At 25.5% G+C, this 22,761-nt stretch carries 22 protein-coding genes; 7 read left to right on the plus strand and 15 right to left on the minus strand.

Annotated features, from left to right (window positions below; translation table 11 throughout):
* Positions 1-46: 46 nt before the first annotated feature.
* From argS to GBG18_RS02605, 9 genes are all read right to left on the minus strand, one after another.
* The gene (argS, locus tag GBG18_RS02565) at positions 47-1,636 is read right to left on the minus strand and encodes an arginine--tRNA ligase (protein ID WP_152188113.1); all 1,590 of its coding nucleotides are present in this window, start codon (positions 1,634-1,636) and stop codon (positions 47-49) included.
* Positions 1,637-1,645: 9 nt separating this feature from the next.
* Positions 1,646-1,882 (minus strand): Sec-independent protein translocase subunit TatA/TatB, encoded by a 237-nt coding sequence (locus GBG18_RS02570; protein WP_152188115.1) that lies wholly within the window; start codon positions 1,880-1,882, stop codon positions 1,646-1,648.
* 63 nt (positions 1,883-1,945) lie between these two features.
* Entirely contained in the window at positions 1,946-2,332 is a 387-nt protein-coding gene (locus GBG18_RS02575) for a fluoride efflux transporter FluC (protein ID WP_152188117.1), read from the minus strand.
* Positions 2,322-3,008, minus strand: coding sequence for a lysophospholipid acyltransferase family protein (locus GBG18_RS02580; protein WP_152188118.1), 687 nt, complete (start codon positions 3,006-3,008; stop codon positions 2,322-2,324). The genes GBG18_RS02575 and GBG18_RS02580 overlap by 11 nt, the downstream gene beginning before the upstream one ends.
* Positions 2,995-4,065, minus strand: coding sequence for a hypothetical protein (locus tag GBG18_RS02585; protein ID WP_152188120.1), 1,071 nt, complete (start codon positions 4,063-4,065; stop codon positions 2,995-2,997). The genes GBG18_RS02580 and GBG18_RS02585 overlap by 14 nt, the downstream gene beginning before the upstream one ends.
* Before the next feature lie 42 nt (positions 4,066-4,107).
* Positions 4,108-4,779 carry a phosphoribosylformylglycinamidine synthase I gene (gene purQ, locus GBG18_RS02590; RefSeq protein WP_152188122.1) on the minus strand — a complete coding sequence of 224 codons (672 nt, stop codon included), beginning with the start codon at positions 4,777-4,779 and terminating at the stop codon, positions 4,108-4,110.
* 1 nt (position 4,780) lies between these two features.
* Entirely contained in the window at positions 4,781-5,026 is a 246-nt protein-coding gene (gene purS, locus GBG18_RS02595) for a phosphoribosylformylglycinamidine synthase subunit PurS (protein ID WP_152188124.1), read from the minus strand.
* Between the two features lie 87 nt (positions 5,027-5,113).
* On the minus strand, positions 5,114-6,067 hold the full coding sequence (locus tag GBG18_RS02600) for a phosphoribosylaminoimidazolesuccinocarboxamide synthase (protein ID WP_152188125.1): 954 nt from the start codon (positions 6,065-6,067) through the stop codon (positions 5,114-5,116).
* An 11-nt stretch (positions 6,068-6,078) separates the two neighbouring features.
* Positions 6,079-7,365, minus strand: coding sequence for a S41 family peptidase (locus tag GBG18_RS02605; RefSeq protein ID WP_152188127.1), 1,287 nt, complete (start codon positions 7,363-7,365; stop codon positions 6,079-6,081).
* Between the two features lie 114 nt (positions 7,366-7,479).
* Between GBG18_RS02605 and GBG18_RS02610 the strand changes: the two genes are divergently transcribed.
* Complete coding sequence (locus GBG18_RS02610) at positions 7,480-8,061, plus strand: hypothetical protein (RefSeq protein WP_152188129.1); 582 nt, start codon at positions 7,480-7,482, stop codon at positions 8,059-8,061.
* Positions 8,062-8,073: 12 nt separating this feature from the next.
* Entirely contained in the window at positions 8,074-9,057 is a 984-nt protein-coding gene (locus tag GBG18_RS02615; RefSeq protein ID WP_152188131.1) for a hypothetical protein, read from the plus strand.
* 60 nt (positions 9,058-9,117) lie between these two features.
* Here the strand turns inward: GBG18_RS02615 and dksA are convergent, their stop codons facing one another.
* Positions 9,118-9,483 carry an RNA polymerase-binding protein DksA gene (gene dksA / locus GBG18_RS02620; protein ID WP_152188132.1) on the minus strand — a complete coding sequence of 122 codons (366 nt, stop codon included), beginning with the start codon at positions 9,481-9,483 and terminating at the stop codon, positions 9,118-9,120.
* 256 nt (positions 9,484-9,739) lie between these two features.
* Here dksA and GBG18_RS02625 point away from each other — a divergent pair, with 256 nt between their 5' ends.
* From GBG18_RS02625 to GBG18_RS02640, 4 genes are read left to right on the plus strand one after another with little or no spacing between them, the layout of a single operon-like run.
* The gene (locus tag GBG18_RS02625; protein ID WP_152188134.1) at positions 9,740-9,937 is read left to right on the plus strand and encodes a hypothetical protein; all 198 of its coding nucleotides are present in this window, start codon (positions 9,740-9,742) and stop codon (positions 9,935-9,937) included.
* The gene (locus tag GBG18_RS02630; RefSeq protein ID WP_152188136.1) at positions 9,927-11,105 is read left to right on the plus strand and encodes an ABC transporter permease; all 1,179 of its coding nucleotides are present in this window, start codon (positions 9,927-9,929) and stop codon (positions 11,103-11,105) included. The genes GBG18_RS02625 and GBG18_RS02630 overlap by 11 nt, the downstream gene beginning before the upstream one ends.
* Positions 11,102-11,773 (plus strand): ABC transporter ATP-binding protein, encoded by a 672-nt coding sequence (locus GBG18_RS02635; RefSeq protein ID WP_152188138.1) that lies wholly within the window; start codon positions 11,102-11,104, stop codon positions 11,771-11,773. The genes GBG18_RS02630 and GBG18_RS02635 overlap by 4 nt, the downstream gene beginning before the upstream one ends.
* Positions 11,766-12,734, plus strand: a complete 969-nt coding sequence (locus tag GBG18_RS02640; RefSeq protein WP_152188140.1) for a hypothetical protein — start codon at positions 11,766-11,768, stop codon at positions 12,732-12,734. Before GBG18_RS02635 ends, GBG18_RS02640 begins: the two co-directional genes overlap by 8 nt.
* Positions 12,735-12,751: 17 nt before the next feature.
* Here the strand turns inward: GBG18_RS02640 and GBG18_RS02645 are convergent, their stop codons facing one another.
* The gene (locus GBG18_RS02645) at positions 12,752-15,535 is read right to left on the minus strand and encodes a DEAD/DEAH box helicase (protein ID WP_152188142.1); all 2,784 of its coding nucleotides are present in this window, start codon (positions 15,533-15,535) and stop codon (positions 12,752-12,754) included.
* A 73-nt stretch (positions 15,536-15,608) separates the two neighbouring features.
* Between GBG18_RS02645 and GBG18_RS02650 the strand changes: the two genes are divergently transcribed.
* Positions 15,609-16,325, plus strand: coding sequence for a GNAT family protein (locus tag GBG18_RS02650; protein WP_152188144.1), 717 nt, complete (start codon positions 15,609-15,611; stop codon positions 16,323-16,325).
* 4 nt (positions 16,326-16,329) lie between these two features.
* On the opposite strand, the gene GBG18_RS02655 is transcribed toward GBG18_RS02650, so the two are convergent.
* The 4 genes from GBG18_RS02655 to GBG18_RS02670 all read right to left on the minus strand — a co-directional run.
* Positions 16,330-17,802, minus strand: coding sequence for a sensor domain-containing diguanylate cyclase (locus tag GBG18_RS02655; RefSeq protein WP_152188146.1), 1,473 nt, complete (start codon positions 17,800-17,802; stop codon positions 16,330-16,332).
* A gap of 109 nt (positions 17,803-17,911) precedes the next feature.
* Complete coding sequence (locus tag GBG18_RS02660; RefSeq protein ID WP_152188147.1) at positions 17,912-20,365, minus strand: PAS domain-containing sensor histidine kinase; 2,454 nt, start codon at positions 20,363-20,365, stop codon at positions 17,912-17,914.
* A 4-nt stretch (positions 20,366-20,369) separates the two neighbouring features.
* Positions 20,370-21,158 (minus strand): substrate-binding periplasmic protein, encoded by a 789-nt coding sequence (locus tag GBG18_RS02665; protein ID WP_152188149.1) that lies wholly within the window; start codon positions 21,156-21,158, stop codon positions 20,370-20,372.
* A gap of 85 nt (positions 21,159-21,243) precedes the next feature.
* The coding region (locus GBG18_RS02670) for a putative bifunctional diguanylate cyclase/phosphodiesterase (protein WP_152188150.1) at positions 21,244-22,761 on the minus strand (1,518 nt) is incomplete at its 5' end.

A 22,761-nucleotide genomic window follows, 5' to 3' on the forward strand; every position in this document is an offset into this window, starting at 1 on the left:
ATAGCAATAGCAATTGCAATTGTTAAAATAATTATAAACCATTTCATTACATTTTATCCTTAGCTTTAATTCCTAATAAATCCAAACCAACTCTAATACTCATTGCAGACATACTAAGAGCTTTTAGGTACATATTTTGTTCAGCACTTCCTACAACTTTATAATCATTGTAAAACTTATGAATAGAAGCTGCTAATGAAGTTAAATATTCTGTAATTTTTTGCATTTCTCTTTTTGCAAAAGCTTCATTTAAAACTGAACCTAATAATAAAGATTCATAAATTAAATTTAATCCATCTTGATTTAAATTTTCAAAACTTTCATCTTTAATATCATCAAAAGTTAATTCTGCTTTTTTAAATACTTGATTAATTCTAGCATGCGCATAGTTAATATAAAAAATTGGGTTTGAGCTATCTTGATTAGTTAATCTATCTAAATCAAACTCTAAATGTGTATCACTTTTTTTAGTTAAAAATACAAATCTTAAGGCATCTGAACCAATATCGTTTGTAATGTCAGACATTAAAATCACATTTCCAGCACGCTTACTCATTTTATATGGTTCACCACCTTTTAAAAGTGAAACCATTTGAGATAAAAGTACTTCAAGTTTTTTTGAATCATTACCTAAAAACTCAATTGCTGCTTTAACTCTTTTAATATAACCATGGTGATCTGCTCCCCAAATGTTAATATATTCATCAAAGCCTCTATCATACTTATTTTTATGATAAATAATATCTCCAGCTAAATAAGTAGGAATTCCATTATCTCTTACAACAACTCTATCAACATCATCACCAATATTAGTTGAACGAATCCAAACTTTTTCATCTTTTGTGTAAAGAGAATCATTGTTTTCTAAAACTTTTTTAGTCTCTTCCCATAAAGGATAAAGAGATTTCTCAGAAACAAATGTATTAAATTCAATACCTAAATCTTTTAAATCACTAACAATTATATCCATAACTAAATCTTTTGCAAAGAAAGCTATCTCTTTATGTTTAGCCTCATCAAAGATTACGTCTTTTCCAAACTTTTCAATTACTACTTTAGCAATATCAGTAAGATAATCACCTCTGTAGTAAGTTTCTGGATATTCAACATCAAGTTCATAAATAAACTCTTGAGCAGCCAAACAAATAGAAAGACCTAACATATCCATTTGAGAACCAGCATCGTTTATATAATACTCAGTAGTAATATCAAAACCTAAGTGTCTTCCAACACGTGCAATTGTATCACCTTGTATTGCTCCACGAGCATGACCAATATGTAAAGGACCAGTTGGATTTGCTGAAACATATTCTAAAAGAATTTTTTTATCTTTTTTTGTTTCTTTTGCAAAAGTATTTTCATTGCTTAATGCATTATCAACTAAAGACTGTAAGAAATCATTTGATAATTTAAAGTTTATAAAACCTTTTACAGCTTCAACTTTTTCAAACATTGATGAATCATCAAATTTTGATGCTAACTCATCTGCTATTATCATTGGAGATTTTCTTAACTCTTTTGCAAGTGAAAATGCAACTGGAGTTGCATAATGACCAAAAGAGATATCTTTTGGCTTCTCAAGTACAACACTTGTTTCTAATATATTTTCTATATATTCTTTTACTAAATTTTGCAATATCTACTCTTAAACTGTTTTAGTTTCGTTTTTGTCTTCTACTTTAGCTTCAGTTTCAGCTTTTTTTTCGATTTCATCATTTTTTTTATCAGCAACTTCAGTTTCTTCATCATCTTTTACAGCTTTTTTGAAGTTTTTAATTCCAGAACCAAGACCTTTAGCTAATTCAGGTATTTTTTTACCTCCAAATAGTAGTAATACTACTAGTGCTATTAATATCCATTCCATTCCGCCAGGCATTCCCATGACTAATCCTTATGTTAATTTGGACTTATTATAACTTTTTAATGCTTAAATTTTTTTTGTGATTTACTTTAAAAGAAAATTGATAATTTTATATCCAGAACCAGCAGCTATTATTGTTCCAAATAGATTTAGTACCATATTTGTTATTGCTAAATATGCTGATGTTCCAAAAAGTAAATAAGATTCAATTGCGAAAGTAGAATATGTTGTAAGAGCTCCAAGAAAACCCGTAGTTAAAAATGCCTTAAATGTATCAGAAACAGTATAATGAGCAAAGTATGCAAATAATATTCCTATTATAAAAGAACCAATTATATTTACAAGAAGAACTCCCATAGGAAAATCTAAAGGTATATATTTATTTGATAGATGAACACTATAAGCTCTTGCAATTGCTCCAAGAAATCCTCCTGCTCCAATTGCTAAAATAGTTTGCCAACTAAGAGTCATACTTCTTAATCTCTTCTTCAAAAAGAGTTTTCATATTTTCTTCAGTGTCTTCAAACCAAGATGTAGTTTTGTCAGCTTGTACAGGGTCTAGATATATAACTTTTACAAGACCAGGTGTTGCTTCAAGTTTTTTTGAATCAACAATATTTCTAGTATTAAAAATTAAAACTGGTTGAACTTTTAATTTGTATTTATTAGCAACCATTTTTGCACCTGCTTTAAATTTAAGCATTTTTGTTCCATCAGATCTAGTACCCTCTGGAAACATTGCAATTGGTCGTCCTTTATCTAATCTATCTTTTACTTCTTTAAATAAATGTATTATCCCGGCTTTATTTTCTCTATCAATTGAGATCATTCTAGGTGCTTTTATAATATGACCAAAAAAGAATAAATCTGATATTTCTTTTTTTGCAACCCAAGCTAAATCTCTATTATGAAGATATTCCACAATTATAATATCAAGTAAGGATTGGTGATTCATTAAAACTAAGTCACATGACTCATCTAAAGTACCTTGAGTTTGTATTTTTATACCTAAGAATTTTATCTGAAGATTCATCCAAATTTTTATAACTTTATGAGTATGGTTCCTAAATAAATACATTGCACATACAGTAATAGCAACAGTAATTGAAAACTGAATTAAAAGTATTATTCCTCTAATTTTTGCCAAAATTCTCTTCCTTTATCCAACCAATAAATTTTTTATCAATTCCCATAACTTTAATAAAATCTTTTTTTCTATTTAATATTTCAACTTTTTCTTTATTGTCTAGCTTGAAAAATATTGTAGAATTTTTAGTTGGTAGTATATAAATATATGAATCTTTTTTTACAATACCCGTTCTATTTGGCATTAAGTAAATCACAGAAACAATCAATAATATAATTGAAATAGCTAAATATATTTTATTTCTTTTCCAAATAAAAAGTAAAACAAATAATAGTAGTAATAAAACTACTGCCATTTTTTTATACTTCTCAAAACTTGAATCATTTGGATTTAAATCAGTTTGCGTACTAACTAATTCATTTTGTAAAATTAAAGGCACTGTTACAGTTACAAAACTTTTACTTGTAGTATTATAATATTTAAACTGTAGTTTTTTCTTATGTATTGGCATAACTACATAATAAATCAAATTTTGATTAGGATAATTATCTATTAATTTTGAAGTACCTTGTTCTTTTATATCAAAAAGAGAAAAATCTTCAAGATTAGAATTAAGAGCATCAATATCAATTATTGTTAATGACTCTTTATTATTATACTGTTTTGTTTTATATGCTTTTAGTTTAAAATCTTTTGCAATTATATTAGAAAATCTTTCATCACCTTTTGCGATATCAGAATAAGCAATATTTTTAGAAGATAAAGTACTTACTTCTATGACATTTCCATTTTTAACTAATTTATTGGAAAAAGTAGGCAGTCTAAAACTACCTTTATCAGCTTTAAAAAAGAACTTATTCTCATAGTTTGCACCAGATGTATTCACCCATTTGCTATTTGGATTAAGAACTTTTATATTTTTAGAGTTTGAAAAAGATGTTGTAATATAATCAAAGTTTTTTGTTGTAACTAAGGCTTTAATAGTTACTTCAAATTTTTGATTTTTATAAACTTGTTTAGGAATTTCTTTATATGAAACATATAAATTTTTTGCAGCAAATAAATTTATTGATAATAAAATATTTATTAAAATTATTAGAGTTAATGTTTTTTTCATGATAAGCTTTTTAATAAAAAAGATATAGCAAAAGCTATATCTTTATTGTAAAAAACCTTTAAGCATTCTAACTCCATCATCACCACCAAGTAAATCTTCCATTGCTCGTTCTGGATGAGGCATTAAACCGAATACATTTTTTTCTTTATTACAAATACCTGCAATATTAGAAATAGAACCATTTAAGTTAGATTCACTTCCCTCTTCATTACAATATCTTAATAAAATCTGACCATTTTCTTCTAACTCTTTTAAACCATTTGCATCAATAAAGTAGTTACCATCATGATGAGCAACTGGAATATTTACAAGTTCATTTTCTTTTAGTAGTGATAAAAATGTATTATTATTATCAACAACTTTTAAGTTGTGAAATTTAGAAATAAAATGTAAAGAATCGTTTCTTTTCATAGCACCAGGTAATAATCCAGCTTCTAATAAAATTTGAAATCCATTACAAATTCCTAAAATTTTACCACCATTAGCTGCATATTCTTGAACTGAATCCATGATATTTGCAAATCTAGCAATTGCACCTGATCTTAAATAATCACCATATGAAAATCCACCAGGAATTACTAAAAGGTCAGTATCTTCTGGAATATTCTTTTCTTTGTGCCAAACAATTTCTACGTTTGCACCTAATTGTTCAAAAGCATATTGTGTATCATACTCACAATTTGTTCCTGGAAATTGTAATACTGAAACTTTCATATTAACCTACTATTTCGATATCGTAATCTTCAATAACAGTATTAGCAAGAAGTTTTTCACACATTTTTACAACTTCTTCTTTAGCTTGAGCTTCAGTTGAAGAGTTTAATTCAATAATAATTTGTTTACCAATTCTTACGTCTTTTACTACTTCTTTGAATCCTAAAGTATCTAAAGCATGGTGAGTTGCTTTACCTTGATCGTCTAATACGCCTTGTTTTAATGCTACATTTACAATTGCTTTCATTTATTCCCTTCAATTTATATTTTTGCGATTATATCTAAAATCACCTTTAGGTAATTTAGATATAAATCCTACTTAAGTTTTATAAACTTATTTACTTAAACTATTTAAAATAGTAGTATACCCATTTAAAATCGTATTTTTAATAGAATCTGGCACGTCTACTTCTAGTTTTTCTCCGGCTTTTAACTCTTTAGATTTCTCTTTCCAGTTATTAGCTTTACCAAAATCTCTTAAGATTTGTTTATCCATTGAGATATAGTTTGCATTATTAAAATCTTCAAGTGATATAAATCTTGAACTTTCAGGAGTTAAAACTTCATCACCTAAAACCCATTGACCATTTGCATCAATAAAAATTTCAAATTTTGTATCAACAACTACAATTCCATTTTCTTCTGCAAAAGCTGTAAAATCTTTAAATAGTTTTTCCATACTTGAAATAATTTCTGGAAACTTTTCTCTAACAAGTGCAGAGTTTAAAGGCTCATCTTTAATACCTTTTGTTGTTGGTGTAAATAATGGAGTTTCAAATTTATGCCACTGTTTTAAATCACTTGATAGTTCTAAACCATAAGGGTCATTTCCATTTTGACAAGCATCAAATAATGAACCTGTTAAATAGTTTCTAAAAATAAATTCAAATTGTACAACATCACCATCAATTTCAGCTTCTAAAGGTTTACATAATTCCATTAATTGGCATCTAGGAGCTACACTTAAACTTTGATCAATTTTTTCAGATAAAATAGCAGTTTTAATACCAGATTCTTTTGCAAATTGGGCACCATTATTTGAAATTGCAGTTTGAGAAACACCTTTCCCGTCAATTTCTAGATTTAATGGAATATCAAATACAGAACATCTATCACTTCTTACTAATAAAACTTTTGCATCTTCTCCTGGACAAGTATAAAGATCTGCATTTTTACCAATATAAAATAGGTTATATCCTAACCCTTCAAGTTCAGTAATACCTTTTTTTGATGTTGTTTTTTTTGATTCAGGCCAAAGACCTAATGCAACAATATCACTTATTTTCATTTATTCTCCTATTATTTGTTTATAATTATAAGACTTTTTAAAATTCCTACAGATGTATTTAATTGATTATCATTTAAAACATCTTCATTTGTAATAATTTTACTATCTTCTTTATTTTCTTGTTCTTTTTTAATTTTTGTATCTACTTTTTCTAATTCACCCTCAAGATGTTTCTTTAAATCTGCTTCTTTTATTTTAAATTCAGACTCTTCACCTTGTGTTGCTTTTCCTGAATATGCTGTAATATCAGGAGTAACTCCAACTGCTTGAATAGTTCTTCCACTTGGTAAGTAGTACTTTGCAATTGTAAGTTTTATAGTCTCTTTTCTATCTTTTGTAATAGGTAAAATTGCTTGAACTGAACCTTTACCAAAAGTTTTTTCGCCAATTAAGATTGCTCTTTTATGGTCTTGAAGCGCTCCACTTACAATTTCAGATGCAGATGCTGAACCACCGTTAATTAAAACAACCATTGGTAATCTAGAAATTGTATTTGAAGAACTAGCTTCAAACTTTTCTTCATCATTTTCATCTCTACCTTTTTGAGATACAATAACACCCTCATCAACAAAAAGATCAACTACACCAATAGCTTGAGAAAGTAAACCACCTGGATTATTTCTTAAATCAAGAACTAAACCTTTTGTTTTAGGATTTTCTTTAATAGCTTTTTCTAAACCATCTACTACTTTTCTATCAAAACTTGAAACTCTTAAATATAATAAATCTTCTTTTTCAAAAGTTTTTGAAAATACTGATTGAATTTTAATAATATCTCTAGTGATTTTGATTTTAACGGGTTTATTTTCACCTTTTCTTACAACTGTTAATAAAATATCTGTTTTAGGTTTTCCTCGCATTAAAGATACTGCTTCATCTAAAGTCATATTTAAAGTTGATTTTTCATCAATTTTTAAAATAATATCTGAAGCTTTTACGCCTGCTTTAAAAGCTGGTGTATCATCAATTGGAGAGATTACTGTTAAAGCACCATCTCTCATACCAACAGTAATTCCTAAGCCACCAAACTCACCTTTTGTTTGGATACTCATTTCTTTTGAAGACTTAGCATCTAAGAAAGTTGAATGTGCATCTAATTCTTGCATTAAGCCTTTAAGTGCTTTATTTACAATCTCTTCTAACTTAATATCATCTACATAATATTTTTCAACTGTGCCAATAACTTTTGTTAATTTTGATAGAGATTCAAACCGTGATTTTTCTTCGATTTCTTCTTCAGCAATTGCTGAGTGTGTTAATAATAATCCAATAGATAAAGTTAATAATAATTTCTTCATATGTATATAACCTTTAAAATTTATAAAGATAAATTATACAAAAAAGTTTATAAAAGTAAGGTTTTATAAACTTTTTTGTACTATATCATCTAGTTTTAAAAAAGGTTTATAAATATGAGTATGAAAGAAAATGTTGATTTTGTTAAAGATGAACTAAATAGTGAAGAAAAATTCCTAGAAAGTGTTGTAAAAGTTGAAAGCTTTTATAAAAGATATAAAGCTTTAATCATTGGACTTGTTTCGATTATTATAATTGCAGTTATTGCAATAAGTGTAAATAATTATAATAATGAAAAAAACACAATAGCAGCAAATATAGCTTTTGATAAAGTAATTACAGACTCAAAAGATACACAAGCACTTAATACTTTAAAAGAAACAAATAATAAACTTTATGAAGTAGCTTTATATTTACAAGCTAAAAAAGATGGTAATTATCCTGATACAAATGTTCCATATTTAAAAGAGTTATCAGAGTATAAAAAAGCATTAGCAAGTAATGATGTTGAAAAGTTAAACTCATTATCTATGCAAAGTGATTTTTTACTTAAAGAGTTTGCAATATTTAATAAAGCATTAGTTTTAGTTAATGAAGGAAAATATAAAGAAGCAAAAGTTGCACTTAAGTTAATTCCTAAGTCATCAAAAGCATCAGAATTATCTGCATTATTAGAACACTATTTACTTACAAAATAAAGGAATAATAATATGAAGCACTTTTTAATTTTATTAACTACACTTTTTATATTAACAGGGTGTGGAAGTAAAAAGTATTTTGAACCAGAAGATGTAAAAAGTAGTTTAAGTATAGAAGAGTCTACACTATCTTCTTCTATAAAATCTATGAATAGAGAAGGTGCTACATTAGAAGATGGCACTATTATTACAAGAGATGGAATTTCTAAATTCAAACTTCCTGAAAACTTTAATTTTTTAAATGTAAGTAATACAGGAAAAGTTCTTGCTACCAACTATAAAGATACATTATTAATTGGAAATGAAGAGCTTAAACTTGAAAATATTGTAGTTGCTGCGTCACTTAAAGATAATAAACTTGCATTAGTTTATTCAAATAATTCAATTGAATTATTTGATATTAATACTAAAAAAACTCTTTTTAAAGAGTATTTAACAATATCTTTAGCAAATGACACAAGAATAGCAAATCCTCATTTTATGGGAAATTTAATTCTTTTCCCAACACTAAATGGAAAAATCATTATTGTTTCATCTAAAACAAATGAATCTGTTAAAAATATATCAGTAGATTTAGATAGTGAATTTAACAATATTATATTTTTAACTGTAATCCAAAATAAGCAAACTTTAATTGCAGCAAGTGCAAATAAAATTGTAACAATATCTACAAAAAATATTCTTTCAAAAGATTATGAGATTAGAGATATTATCACAAATGGTGAAAATATTTATTTAGCTACAATTGATGGAAGATTAGTAAAATTAAACTTAGCACTAGAAGAGCTAGAAAGTAAAAAATTTAAATACTCAAAAATTCATGCTTTAGCATATACAGATTCTTTATATGCAATTGAATCACAAAGCTTTTTAATTAGATTAAATGAAGATTTTACAAATGATAAAGTTTATAATTTTGATTTTGATAATGAAGAGAGATTAATTGTTATTGAAAATAAAATCTATACTGATTCAAGAGAGATAACACTTCCATAAACTATCATAAAAAATGCTATTAGTAAAAATCTAATAGCATTTAGTTTTAACTAGAAATTACTAATGTTTCTTAGCTTCTTCTTTTTCATAAACTTCTCTACATTCTGTACAAAACTTTGCAAATGGCTTTGCTTTCAATCTTCCAATAGGAATAGTAACACCACACATTGCACAATCTCCGTATGTTCCATCATCAATTTTTTTAATTGCTTCTACTATTTGATTTAATTCAGCTAATTGATGATTTGCAATCATACCCTCTGTAAAAGAATCACTTATTACTTCAGCATAATCTAAATCGTCTTTAATTTCTTGGTCTTTTAATTGATCGATGTTTAATCTACTTCCATTTATATTATTTAAAATGACTTTTTGTCTTTCGATTAATATATCTTTTAATTCATCAATCTGTAGTCTATTGGGCATTAAAATTCTCCTTAGTTATATATATAATTATATACTTTTTATTATATATATAATATAAGAGCTTGTAAAAGTACTATTTTTAGGTACTTTCAAATAGAATTATTATGCTGTTAATTCTAAGTAAAATTAAGAAATTTAACACTTTATTAATCTAATAAAGATAAAATACATAATTAAGGCACAGGAGCTTCAAATCACTACTTTAAGTAAAAACTTTTTATTCGTAATCTTAGCATTATTTACCATATCATTCTTTTTGATTTTTATTCATGCTAATTACACAAAGCAAAGTAGTTTATTTACAAAGAGTATTTCAAGTATTACAAAAATTCCTGCTATTTCTTTTTCTACATCGCCTTATGAGCCAAGAATTAGATTATATAAAGATTTTTCAACTGTTATTTATCCTGAACAAAAAAAATTAAGTTATATGGATTTTGTATATGAAAACTAGTACTTTTTTGAACTTTTTATTTTTACTAATTTATAAACACAAATCAAAACATATCGCTATCTCTTTAATATCAATTTTAATTGTATTTTTAATCTCTTCCGTTCTATTTATATCTTCATCTATTCAAAAAGAAGTATTTAATACTTTAGATGCCCAAAGTGACTTTGTAGTACAAAAGATGAATTCAGGAAAAATAGTAAATACCCCTAATTTTTGGATTGATGATTTTAGAAATATAAATGGAATTGAAAATATTCAACAAAGAGTTTATGGACAATACTTTTTTGAACCATCACAAAAATATTTTACTATTATAGGTGTTGATTTATTTGAAGAGTCAACTAATAAAAAAATAAAAGAGCTTTTAAAAATACTAAATATTCAAGAATTTTTAGAAAAAGATTCTATGATAATTGGAAATGGTGTAAATGAAGTATTTAAAAAGTTTCACTACTTTGAAGACTACTCTTTTAAACTACAAAATAGAGAGCTAAAAAAAGTATCTATATTTAAAGCTTTGCCAAAAGATACGAATATAATTGCAAATGATTTAATCATCATGGATATTTCCCTTGCAAAAGAAATTTTAAATATAGGGGAAGATGAATCTACGGATATAGTTTTAAATGTGCCAAATGAATTGGAACAATCAAATATTAAAATAGAGCTTATTTTAAAGCACTTGGATATTAGAGTTATCCAAAAATCAGATATTAAAAAAGCCTATGAAAATCTTTACAATTATAAAGGTGGTATTTTCTTAATTTTATTTATTATTGTGATGATTACTTTTGTACTAATTTTATTTCAAAGATATACAATGATTAGTTCAAGTGATAAAAAAGAGATTGGTATTTTAAGAGCTGTTGGCTGGAGTATAAAAGATGTTATAAAATTAAAAATATTTGAAACATTTATTATTGCATTTATTTCATTTTTAATTGGTATTATTATTGCTTATATATTTGTATTCTTTTTAAATGCTCCAATATTAAGTAATATCTTTTTAGGTTTTAAAAACTTAGAAAATAGTGTCTCTTTTATACCAAATATTGATTTTTCAACTATTACAACGCTATTTTTATTTTTTGTAATTCCTTTTATTTCTGCTGTTTTAATTCCTACATGGAAAATTGCAGTAATTGAACCAAGTGAGAGTATGAAATGATAAAAGTAAATAATCTAAATAAAATATTTAATGAAAATACAAAAAAAGAGTTTCACGCTTTAAAAGATATAAATATCCAAATTCAAACTTCATCTTGTGTGATATTAAAAGGTGTTAGTGGAAGTGGGAAATCAACTTTACTTTCAATTCTTGGAGCTTTATCAAAACCAAGTTCTGGTGATGTAATTATAAATAATGACAGTATTGCAAAACTTCCTGATTTACATAGTTCACTATTTCGTGCGAAGAATCTTGGCTTCATTTTTCAATCTTATAATCTATTTAATGAATTAAATGTTGAAGAAAATATTTCAATTCCTTTAGTTCCTTTAGGTTTTTCTCAAAAAGAGATAAATCAAAAAGTACAAACAGCTTTAAACTTAGCAAATATTGAACATAAAAAAGATGAAACCGTATCAAACCTATCAGGAGGAGAGAAGCAAAGAACTGCAATTGCAAGAGCGTTAGTAAATAATCCTGATATCATTCTTTGTGATGAACCTACGGCCAATCTAGATAATGCAAACTCATTAAAATTTATTGAAGTCATAAAAAAGTTAAAAGAGCTTAATAAAACAATTATCATAGCAACACATGATCCAATTTTTGATAACTTAGATTTTGTTGATAATACTATAAATATAAAAGATGGATGTATTTGTGAATAATGTACTTTTATCAAATGAAATAATCGTATTTTTGTTTACTCAAATAATACTTTTAACACTTCTTACTATCTCATTTTTTTATTCACTTTCAATTATAAAAAATTGGGATTATTCAAAAACTACACAAGAGCAATATAAACTTGAAAAACGTTCATATTTAGTAATTCTAATCATTAGTTTTACAATGATAATAAAAATATTTCTAATGCCTTATTTTACTTATAGTATTGATATTTTATCGCATATAGTTCCAGGTGCTATGTGTGCAGCTGGAGTTATTGGAGCAAATGATTATGGTCAACCTTTACTAAGTTTTAAAGTTATACTTCTATTTTTTATTGGTATTTGGATGATTTTAAATACTCTTGATTTAAAAGAAAAAACTTATCCATATACAAAGAAAAAATTTTACTTCTTTATTTTAATTTTTCTACTTGTGATTATTGAAACGGTACTTGATATTTTATACTTAACAAATATCTCTACACAAGAACCCGTGCTTTGTTGTTCTGTGATTTTTGGGGCAAGTTCAACAGGAAGTCAAATACCTTTTAATCTGAATATTCCTATGCTTTTAGTTCTTTTTTATCTGCTGTATTTTCTAAGTATTTTTGTAAATATTCAAAAAAATCCATATTTAAATATTCTTGTAAATATTCTGTTTATTTATATTTCTTACTATGCAGTTACATACTTTTTTGGAACTTATGTATATCAACTTCCAACCCATCAATGCCCATTTTGTATGTTACAACATGAGTATTTTTATATTGGCTATTTTATTTGGGGTTCTTTATTTTTAGGTGTATTTTTTGCTTTTGCCTATTCTGTTTTAAAACTACTTATAAATAAAAGCCTTGATTATACTTTGATGTATTCACTAATTTTTAATACCTTGTTTGTTCTTATTTGTACTTTTTATACTCTTAGATTTTATTTTGTGAATGGCGTTTTCTTATAAAGTTCCCTATATTTTACTTAGACTATCTTAGTAAACTCTTCATAAAGTTTATTATCTAAAGGCTTTTCTAGTTTTAAATGAACAGATATAGGTTTATTTCCTTCATATTTTATAGTATTTGCTAATCCTAGATAAATAAAGCCTTGAGTTTTTTTATCTACAAGCACAAATTTTCGTACAAAAATATGAAGTTTTACATTTAATTTTTTATTATTGATTAGCTTAACTCCATCAACACTATCTTGAGAAGTACTTGGTTTACTTTGATAAGTAAATGTATCTTTTGATAAAAAAGTATTATCATAATATGAAGACTTTGAAAACTTCTCTTTTTCTAGATTTATAAATAAGAAAAAATCATCTTTATATTTTAAAAATCCACTTCCTCTAAAAGAAGAGTGTATTTTATTAAAATTACAAAGCTGTGCGATATTTAACATATTGTATTTTGAATATAGTTTTAAAAATGGTAAGGAATAATCTTCTCTTCCAAACTCTTTTTCATAATGAAGTATTCCATAATTTATACTATCTTCAAATAACTTTTTATACTCATCACTTTGTAATAAAAGTTCAAACTCTTTAGATTTTACTAATTTTGTATTTTTAAACTCAACTAGTTTTAAATATCTTTTAACTTGTGCTTTATCAAAGTAATCTTGATTTAAAAAGTTAAAACTATGAAGAATCGTATCGCTATTGATTTTATTTAAATATTTTTTTAAATGTAAAGATGCGATTTCTTCATCAATATAATCATTATTCAATAAATACTTTAATACAACAAATTCATAAACTCTTTTTACAGGAAGCAAGTATTCAATAAATCTAATAGCTTTTATAAAGACCTCATCTGTACAATTGCTTTTAATCTCTTCATCTTTTTCAACCTTAGCTAAAAACTCAATATACGATTTTGAATCACTTATAAAACTTAAAGGTGATATCAAATCTTCATACTGTAAGTAATCAACTAATAAAGGTCTTCTATTTCCTAAAATTGCTTTAAATTCAAAATACTGCTCTTTTAAATATTTTAAATGATTGAAGTTTTCTTTGTCAATTTGTTCTAATATTCTTTGTTTTGAAATCTCATCCATTTTGATAAATACATTTTGCATATTTGCAAAATTGTTTTTTAGTGATATTTTAATACTCTCTTTATCGATTGCTTTATTTCCAATAAGCGCAAGTGCTATTAGATATGCTTTATTATGGTTACCAATAAAATCTAAAACTGTTAAAAACTCTTTGCCTTTATGTTTACGTAAGCCACGACCTAATTGTTGCGTAAATACTATAGGTGAATTAGTAGGACGAAGCATTAAAACTGTATTTATTGAAGGAATATCAACACCTTCATTAAAAATATCAACTGTAAATATTACTTCTAAGCAGTTTGTATCATCTTCAAGATTTTTAATAGCATCTTCTCTTTGACTTATTGTATTATTACTTATTAGATATGTTGAATTTATTCCTCTTTTATTGAACTGCTCACTCATATAAATACAATGCTCTTTTGAAACACAAAAAGCTATAACTTTTCTTTTATACCCACAGTGTGAATAAAGGTTCATCTTTTCGATTATATATTCAACTCTTTTATTTACTTTTAAAACTTTTGTTAGCTCTTCAATTTTTGTCATATCAATACTTGAATAATCAATACTTTCAATATCCGTAATTCCGTAATAGTGAAAAGGTACCACAAGCTTATTTTCTAAAGCATCATTTAGTCTAATATCACAAGCAATATTATTATCAAATACTTTGTAAATAGAGCTTCCATCCATTCGATTTGATGTTGCAGTAAGGCCAAGTAAGAATTTTGTCTTAAAATACTCTAGAACACGCTTATATGAAGGGGAAACTATATGATGTGCTTCATCAACTACTATATAATTAAACTCATCTTTTTTAAAGTTCTTAAAATCTAAACTCATCGTCTGGATTGTAGAGAATAAATACTTCTTATTTAACTCTTTTTTATTTCCTGTATATAAGCCACAAGTAAAAGAAGAATCAACAATACTTTCAAAACTCTGCTTTGCTTTTATCAAGATATTTTCTCGATGAACTAAAAATAGTACTCTTTTGGGTCTTGCTTTTTTTACATCAAATGCGCAAAGATATGTTTTTCCTGAACCCGTTGCTGCTATTACTAAAGCTTTATTTTCGCCACTCTTCCTTAAACTTTCTAAATTAAAAAGAGCCTCTTCTTGCATATAGTTAGTATTTAACTTTTCTAATTTAAAACTGCTATTAAAGTCTCTTTTTTCAAAAGTTTTTTTAAACTCTTCATACTCTTCTAAAAACTGTTTATTTACTATGTATGAATTTTTCCATAAAGACTCAAACTCGTTTAATACTTCATTTAAAAACAAATCATCTTTTTTTGATATAGTTTTTATATTCCACTCAATATTTGTTTTAAAAGCACTTGCCGTTATATTTGAAGAACCTAAAAGTAATTCATAAGTATCATCAAGTTCAAAGATATATGACTTTGCATGAAAGCCTATATTTGTTTTATTACTATCATAAATTTTTACTTCGATATTTTTAAACTCTTTTATTTTCTTTAAGGCTTTTACTTCTGTAAAGTTTAAATACGTAGAACTTAGAACTCTTCCTTTTACACCCTTTTGCTCTAAAGTTTTTAAAGTATCAAGGAGTAATTGAAGTCCTGAAAAGTTTATAAAAGCTACATTAAATATAAAGCTATTACACTTAAGTAACACTTCTTCTAAATGATTATAAAAATTTGTAGTTTGATTGTTTGTAATTAGTGTGTTCAAAAAAAGCCTTACATTTTTGCAATTGTTGATAATTATAATTAAATGAAACGTAATATATGCTAAAATCCTTTTTATGAGCCTTGATAATACAATATACTATTTAACTTATGAAAATATTATAGATACTAATATACTTTTTAATGATATTTATTCAAATGAAAATACAAACTACTATTTTAGTGATGACTTCTCAAAAGAGTTTTATATACATCTTGCAAGGTGTGGTTTTATCTCTACTACAACAATATATGAAGAGAAACTTTACTTACTTCCTGAACTGCAGTTTGAATATGCACTTTTAGATTTTGAAAATTTACATATTAGTAAAAAAGTAGAAAAATTAATAAGAAAAGATAATTATATTTTTAAAATTAATACAAGATTTGAAGAAGTATTAGAAAAAATAGATGAGTATCATAATCCAAATTGGTTAATTGGTGATTATCATAAATTACTGCTTGAACTAAAACAAAAAGATGATTCACTTCCTGATTTCTCAATTATGAGTGTAGAAATTATAGATAAAGAAACAAAGGAGCTAATTGCTGCAGAAATTGGTTATAAAATTTATGATACATATACTTCACTTACAGGTTTTAGCTCAAAAGAGAAAAAGTATAATAACTATGGAAAATTACAGCTTGTGCTTTTAGCAAAATACTTAGAAAAAGAAAACTATGCCTTTTGGAATTTAGGACATCCTTATATGGAATATAAGTTTGACTTAGGAGCTGTTAAATATTCACGAGATGATTTTTTAAAAAGATGGTTAGCTAAAGTATTTATTTAAAATATTAATATTCAAAATATTCAACTTTATTTCTACCACTATATTTTGCTTTATACATTGCTCTATCTGTATTTTCTATAAACTCTAAAATATCTTGCTTTGTATTATACATAGAAACACCCAAACTAATCGTCTTTTTACCTACTTTCTCAAAACTGTGATTTTCTACTTTCTTTCTTAAGCTTTCAGCAACTTCATAGGCATTTTTTATACTAGTTTGAGGAAGTATAATAATAAACTCCTCCCCACCCCATCTTCCAAAAATATCTGATTCTCTAATATTTTTAGAAATAATACTAGATATTTCAATTAAAACTTCATCACCAACTTGATGTCCAAACTTATCATTTGTATCTTTAAAGTGATCAATATCTAGTAAAATTAATGATACATCAGTTTTATGTCTTTTAGCTTTTACTGTTTCTTGTAAAATGTATTCATTAAGCATACGTCTATTATAAATATTTGTTAGAGGATCTTTTGATGCTAATAGAGTTAACTTTTCATTTGATTCTATTAATGACTTAGTTTTTTCTTTCACTTTTTCTTCTAACTTACTATTTAATTCTATTAGTTTTTTATTAGAATCAGTTATCTCACGAAGAAGTATTCCAACAAAAAGAGGAATTATTACAAGTAAAGAAATAAACTCTTGTAAAAAAATAGTCGTCTCTTTTTCAGAAAATATTGCAAAAGGACCAATAGAATTTGTTGTAAAGTATATAGCAATAATAGTAATTAACAATGAAATTATTAATGAGGGAAGTATTCCTTGCTTATATACAATCCATAAAAGTATTAAAATAAAGATCAAAGGTGTTGTTGGTAACACAGTCATATCATTATTAAAAGAAAACAATACCACTGCTAAGATTATAGTAAAAATTACAGTTGAAGTATTTTGAATATTTAAAGAATAATTTTTAAATGTTTTATAGTTTTCATAAGTCATAACAAGAATAGGAGTTAAAAGTAAAATTCCCACAGCATCGCCAAAATACCAAATTCTCCAAAACTCAAAGAAAGTAGAGTTTTCAACTATTTGAGTTGAATATACAGTTGCTCCTAAAATACCACTTATTGAGGGCATAATATTTAAAGCTATTAAAAAGAAAGCTATTACATATTTTGTATTTGTGAAATTTTTCTTGTAATCAGTGATTTTTTTTATTAAAAATGCAGCAACTGTAGTTTCAAAAATATTTATAAAAGCAAACTGTAAAGATTGAATAAAAGTAAAAGATGGGTAATCAGCTATTATTTCTGCAACAATAAAAAAAGGTATATAGTATTTCCACTCTTTACTATTTTTTAGTAAAAAGAATGCTAAGAGTAATGAGTTTGGAAGCCATGCAATTGCAATACCTGAAACCATACTCGCATAATTCATACTTAATATACCAAGAAGGATATATGCAAAAGACAATAATAAAGCAGTAGTAATATTTTTTATATTAAAAAAGTTTTCCTTAGCCATTTTCCATCAATTTATATTTTAAAGTATTTTATCTTAATTAAAATAATATTTAGATTTATTTATTAAAATAATAACTTTATTATGAGTATGAACATATTTATTAACTATTCTATTTAGGTATTTTTATTTCAAAACATGCACCTTTATATTTTTCATTTTTATATTCAAACTCTTCATTTCGTATATGTAAAGAACCTTTCATATGGTTCTTTATAATCTCTTCAGACATATAAAGGCCTATGCCAGTGCCTTTACTTTGGTGTTTTGTTGTAAAATATGGTTCACAAATTTTATTTATAATATCAAGAGGAATTCCTCCTGCATTATCTTTTATTTGGATAAAAATATGTTCTTTATCAATAAAAGAGTTAATAAACACGTATTTATTCTCTAAGTCTATATTTTCTAAAGCATCTTTTGCATTACTTAATATATTCATAATAACTTGTACAAATTCATTTTTCAAACCATAAATTTCTATGTCTTGATTATCTATAACTATTGTGATGTTACGATTTTTAAACTTTGAACTAATTAGTTTTATTGCAGAATTAAGAGTATTTTCTAACTTAAACATCTCAAGTTTTTTATCTGTTCTTAAAAAGTCTTTAAAATCTTCTATTGTTTGAGATAAATATTGAGCAGATGTATTAATCATATCTAAATTTTCAAACTCATCTTTTTCTTTAAGTATACCCAACTCTTTTTGCATTTTAATTCCTGTAGCAGTAGTTGAAATTACAGATAAAGGCTGTCTCCATTGATGTGCAATATTTTCTATCATTTCACCCATTGATGCCATTTTTGACTGTTGGAAAAGTAATGCTTCTTTTTCTTTTAATAATTTATCTTTATTTTTTCGCTCAGTAATATCACTAAAAATACCTATATAATTTAATACTTCATGAGTTTGACTATAAATTGTACTAATTGTAAGCCATTGAGTATATAAGGTTCTATCTTTTTTTAAATTTATAATTTCACCCTCCCAAAAGCCATTTACTTTTAAATCTTTCCACATTTTTTTATAAAAGTTTTTATCATGTAAATTTGATTTTAAAAGATTTATACGTTTATTCACTACTTCCAGTTTTGAGTAAGCTGTGATTTTTTCAAAAGAGTTATTTACATCAATAATATTTGTATATTTGTCAGTAATTACAATACCATCTTTAGTATTATTAAAAACAGTATATGCTTGCTGTAATTTTTTTTCCTTCTCTTTTCTTTGAGTAATATCAATCCCAACTAAAATTAGTTGACCTTTATCATTAGAAGAAATTGCTGACATTACAAACTCTAAGACTCTATATTTTTTCTCACTATCCATAGCACTTACTTCATAATCTATATTTAAAAAAGATTTATAATTTGAAAGTAACTTTTTTATTCGTATTTTTTCATCATTTTGCCAACACTCTAAATCCCAAAAACTTTTATTACGTAAACTAGCAATATCTTTTCCAAGAAACTCTAAACCTTTTTTATTAATATCATCAATTTTTCCATCAGGATTAATTACAGCAGATAAAAAATGACTATTTTCAAATAATAATTTAAATTTATTATTTGCATTTAATTGTTTTTTATGAGCAAGAATTTCTTTACTTTTACCTTTTCTATAAAGTAAAAACAAAATAAGAACGATAAGAATAGAAACAACTACAATACCAATAGATATTACAAAAAACTTATAACTCTTTTGATTCCAACTTAAAAGGCTTTTCTTATAATTTACATGCACACCTAAAAGAAGTGGATAATCCTTAGTAAGAGAATACGAACTAATAAACTTTTCATTATTAATAAAATGAACACCTGAATAATTATTTTTTTCTAATGCTTTTTCAATAAAAAAATTTATTTCTTCTTTTTTTCCAAAAACCTTTTCTTTTACATTTGAAAGTAGTAAAACTCTATCTGCTCGTAATAACTCTATTTGGTACTTATTATCTTCATTTCTTTTTCTAAATGTATTTAATAAATAGTCTGCATTTAATGCAATTAAAATAACAAACTCTTTATCTTTTATATAAGTTTCTTTCATAATTGGAATAATTAAGGACTTAGGTTTTTCATAAGTTTGAGCATCTAAAATGTTTTTAGAAGTAAAAAAATCACGACCAAGTAAAGGGTATGCTACTCTTAATATACTATTATTAAATAAGGGTTTTGGATAAAATTCATTATCATTTATTAAATATCCTATATTACTTTTATTTGAGCTGTAAGTTATACTATTTTTATCTAAGATATTAAGAGATCTAATTTGTGGAAAAGTACGAAGAATCTCACTTAATTTATTGTTAATAATGACTTTTGAATCATCTAAATTAACTATTGATGTAATATTATTTATTACTACTTCTATTGTATTTATACTTTGATTTAACTCTTCTGCTAAGAACTCTGCTTTTAATTTAGAGATTGTTAATTGATTATCAATTGTTTCTTCTTTTAAAATACTAGAAGATGCTATTATTCCAGCAGTAATAAAAAATAATATAACAAGAGAACCAATAAATAAAAGATTTATATCTTTTTTAATTAGCTTTAATAACATTTAACTACTTTACCTTTATAATTGGTTCCAATGCATTTTTCTTTGCAATTTTTAATAATCGCCCATCACGATTAATATCTCTTATAAACTTTTCAACTCTTTCATAAAATTTATCATCACCATATGCCATTGTCCAAGCATAAGGTGTAAGATGGTATGTTTCCTTAGGACTAATTAATTTAGCCCAATCTGTCTTTTCTAACATTTTTTTACTATACGGATAATCAGTCATAAATACATCAACACGTCCCGACTGAACTTCATCTTCTCTTTGTTTGAAACCTTTTATAACAACAAGTTCTGCATTTTTTAACTTTTTTTTCATAATAGGTTCGTGATATGTACCTTTTGCAACAGCAACAATAATACCTTTTTTATCTATATCATCCCATGATTTAATATTTGTATTAGTTTTAGTTGTAATTGCGTAAATATCACTTTGTAAATGGGGAGTTGTAAATCTCATTTTTGCACGTCTTGATTTGGTATTACCAATAGCAAACATTGCGATATTACATTTATTGCTTGTTACATCATTAATTAATGTAGGAAAAGAGCTTTTTATAAGTTTTAATTTAACACCTAAATCTTTAGCTAATTCAATAGCTAAATCGCTATCAATTCCTACAAGCTTTTGAGTACGTGGATCTACATATGATATTCCATAATATTGTGGCCATATACAAACTTTTAATTCATTATTTTTATTAATTATATCAAGTTTACTTTCTGCAAATAAAAATATTTGATTCATAAAAATGACTAATAGAAAAGCTTTAATAAGTTTTTTCATAAATAATCCCTTAATAGTAAAAATATATTAAAAAGTTATTTATATATTTTTTAATTTAATTATTTTATCATATAAGTAATAAAAATCAATTGTTTTTTACTAAGCTTTCAATTGTCATGGGTTTAGAAATCAAATACCCTTGTATATTATTGCATTCTCTTTCAACACCCTCTGCAATAACATGTTTTTTCATAACTTTTGCCATTGCAATTATAGTTGTTACTAATTCCTCATCATCTTCATCACCTGGAACATCTTTTATAAAAGACCTATCAATTTTTATCTCATCAACACTAAGTGTTTTTATTGCACTTAAAGAAGAGTATCCTGTTCCAAAATCATCTAAAGAGATACTAAATCCTAAGTCTTTAATTTGTCTTAAAATATTTTTTGTTAAAAGTGCATTTTTCATAGCTGATGTTTCTGTAATTTCTATTTTAATCATCTTAGAAAAGTCTTGATGAATCTTTGTTAAATTTTCAAGATGATTTACAAAATCTTGATTAAGTTGTTTATGAGAAGCGTTTACAGATATTGAAACAGTATTAGGATAAGCTTCTTTTATAATCTTCCAATCTTTTATAACTTGTTCTAAAATCCACTTACCAATTGGTATTATAAGCATAGATTCTTCTGCATATTTTATAAATTTATCAGGACTTAATTTTCCTAATGTAGGATGGTTCCATCGTATTAAAGCTTCAAAACCGTATATTATATTATTAATCATTTCATATTGAGGTTGGTACTCTAAATAAAATTCATTATTCTCTAAAGCCTTACTTAAATCATTGTGTAAAGTTGAAATACTATTAGCTTTATGTAGCATATCCATTGAAAAAAGACTAAAACTATTTTTCCCTAAACTTTTAGATTCATACATAGCTATATCAGAATATTGTAATAAAGAATCAATACTTATTGAATCATCAGGATAAACACTTGAACCTATACTTCCACTTATAAAATGTTCTTTATTATCTATTTTGAATGGTTTTCTAAGTTCTCTTAAAATTGATTCAGATATTTGTTCTATATCATTTATTGATTTAATATCATAAAGGACTATAACAAATTCATCTCCAACAATTCTTGCAACTATATCGGATGCTCTAACTAATTGTTTTAGACGTTTTGAAGTCTCTTTTAAAACACTATCACCTATTCCATGACCAAAAGTATCATTTATATTTTTAAATCTATCAAGATCCATAAAAAGTACAGCAAGTTTTGTTTTTTGTCTTTTTGCTGCTTTAATCATAAAAGACAATTCTTGATGAAGTAATAATCTATTTGGTAAACTAGTTAGAGTATCATAATGAGCTAACTCTTGAAGTTGCATTTGATGTTTTTTTATTTCAGAAAAATCTGAAAAGATTGCTACATATTGTAAAGGTTTATTATTTTCATCATAAATAGTAGATATTGCTAGCCATTCTGGATAAACAGTACCATCTTTCTTTTTATTCCAGATTTCACCTTTCCACAGTCCATTTTTAGAGATATCATTCCACATCTTTTTATAAAAATCTTTATTTTGTTTTCCTGATTTTAAAATTGATGGTCTTTTTGATAATATATCTTCTCTTGTATAACCTGTTAT

This window comes from Poseidonibacter ostreae, assembly GCF_009208075.1.
In the GTDB taxonomy this organism is placed as follows: Bacteria; Campylobacterota; Campylobacteria; order Campylobacterales; family Arcobacteraceae; genus Poseidonibacter; species Poseidonibacter ostreae.

Coding starts and splice junctions, on each gene's coding strand:
- GBG18_RS02570 (WP_152188115.1), bottom strand. CDS start 1,882: ATGGGAATGCCTGGCGGAATGGAATGGATATTAATAGCACTAGTAGTA.
- GBG18_RS02575 (WP_152188117.1), bottom strand. CDS start 2,332: ATGACTCTTAGTTGGCAAACTATTTTAGCAATTGGAGCAGGAGGATTT.
- GBG18_RS02585 (WP_152188120.1), bottom strand. CDS start 4,065: ATGAAAAAAACATTAACTCTAATAATTTTAATAAATATTTTATTATCA.
- purQ (WP_152188122.1), bottom strand. CDS start 4,779: ATGAAAGTTTCAGTATTACAATTTCCAGGAACAAATTGTGAGTATGAT.
- purS (WP_152188124.1), bottom strand. CDS start 5,026: ATGAAAGCAATTGTAAATGTAGCATTAAAACAAGGCGTATTAGACGAT.
- GBG18_RS02600 (WP_152188125.1), bottom strand. CDS start 6,067: ATGAAAATAAGTGATATTGTTGCATTAGGTCTTTGGCCTGAATCAAAA.
- GBG18_RS02605 (WP_152188127.1), bottom strand. CDS start 7,365: ATGAAGAAATTATTATTAACTTTATCTATTGGATTATTATTAACACAC.
- GBG18_RS02610 (WP_152188129.1), top strand. CDS start 7,480: ATGAGTATGAAAGAAAATGTTGATTTTGTTAAAGATGAACTAAATAGT.
- GBG18_RS02615 (WP_152188131.1), top strand. CDS start 8,074: ATGAAGCACTTTTTAATTTTATTAACTACACTTTTTATATTAACAGGG.
- dksA (WP_152188132.1), bottom strand. CDS start 9,483: ATGCCCAATAGACTACAGATTGATGAATTAAAAGATATATTAATCGAA.
- GBG18_RS02630 (WP_152188136.1), top strand. CDS start 9,927: ATGAAAACTAGTACTTTTTTGAACTTTTTATTTTTACTAATTTATAAA.
- GBG18_RS02635 (WP_152188138.1), top strand. CDS start 11,102: ATGATAAAAGTAAATAATCTAAATAAAATATTTAATGAAAATACAAAA.
- GBG18_RS02650 (WP_152188144.1), top strand. CDS start 15,609: ATGAGCCTTGATAATACAATATACTATTTAACTTATGAAAATATTATA.
- GBG18_RS02655 (WP_152188146.1), bottom strand. CDS start 17,802: ATGGCTAAGGAAAACTTTTTTAATATAAAAAATATTACTACTGCTTTA.
- GBG18_RS02660 (WP_152188147.1), bottom strand. CDS start 20,365: ATGTTATTAAAGCTAATTAAAAAAGATATAAATCTTTTATTTATTGGT.
- GBG18_RS02665 (WP_152188149.1), bottom strand. CDS start 21,158: ATGAAAAAACTTATTAAAGCTTTTCTATTAGTCATTTTTATGAATCAA.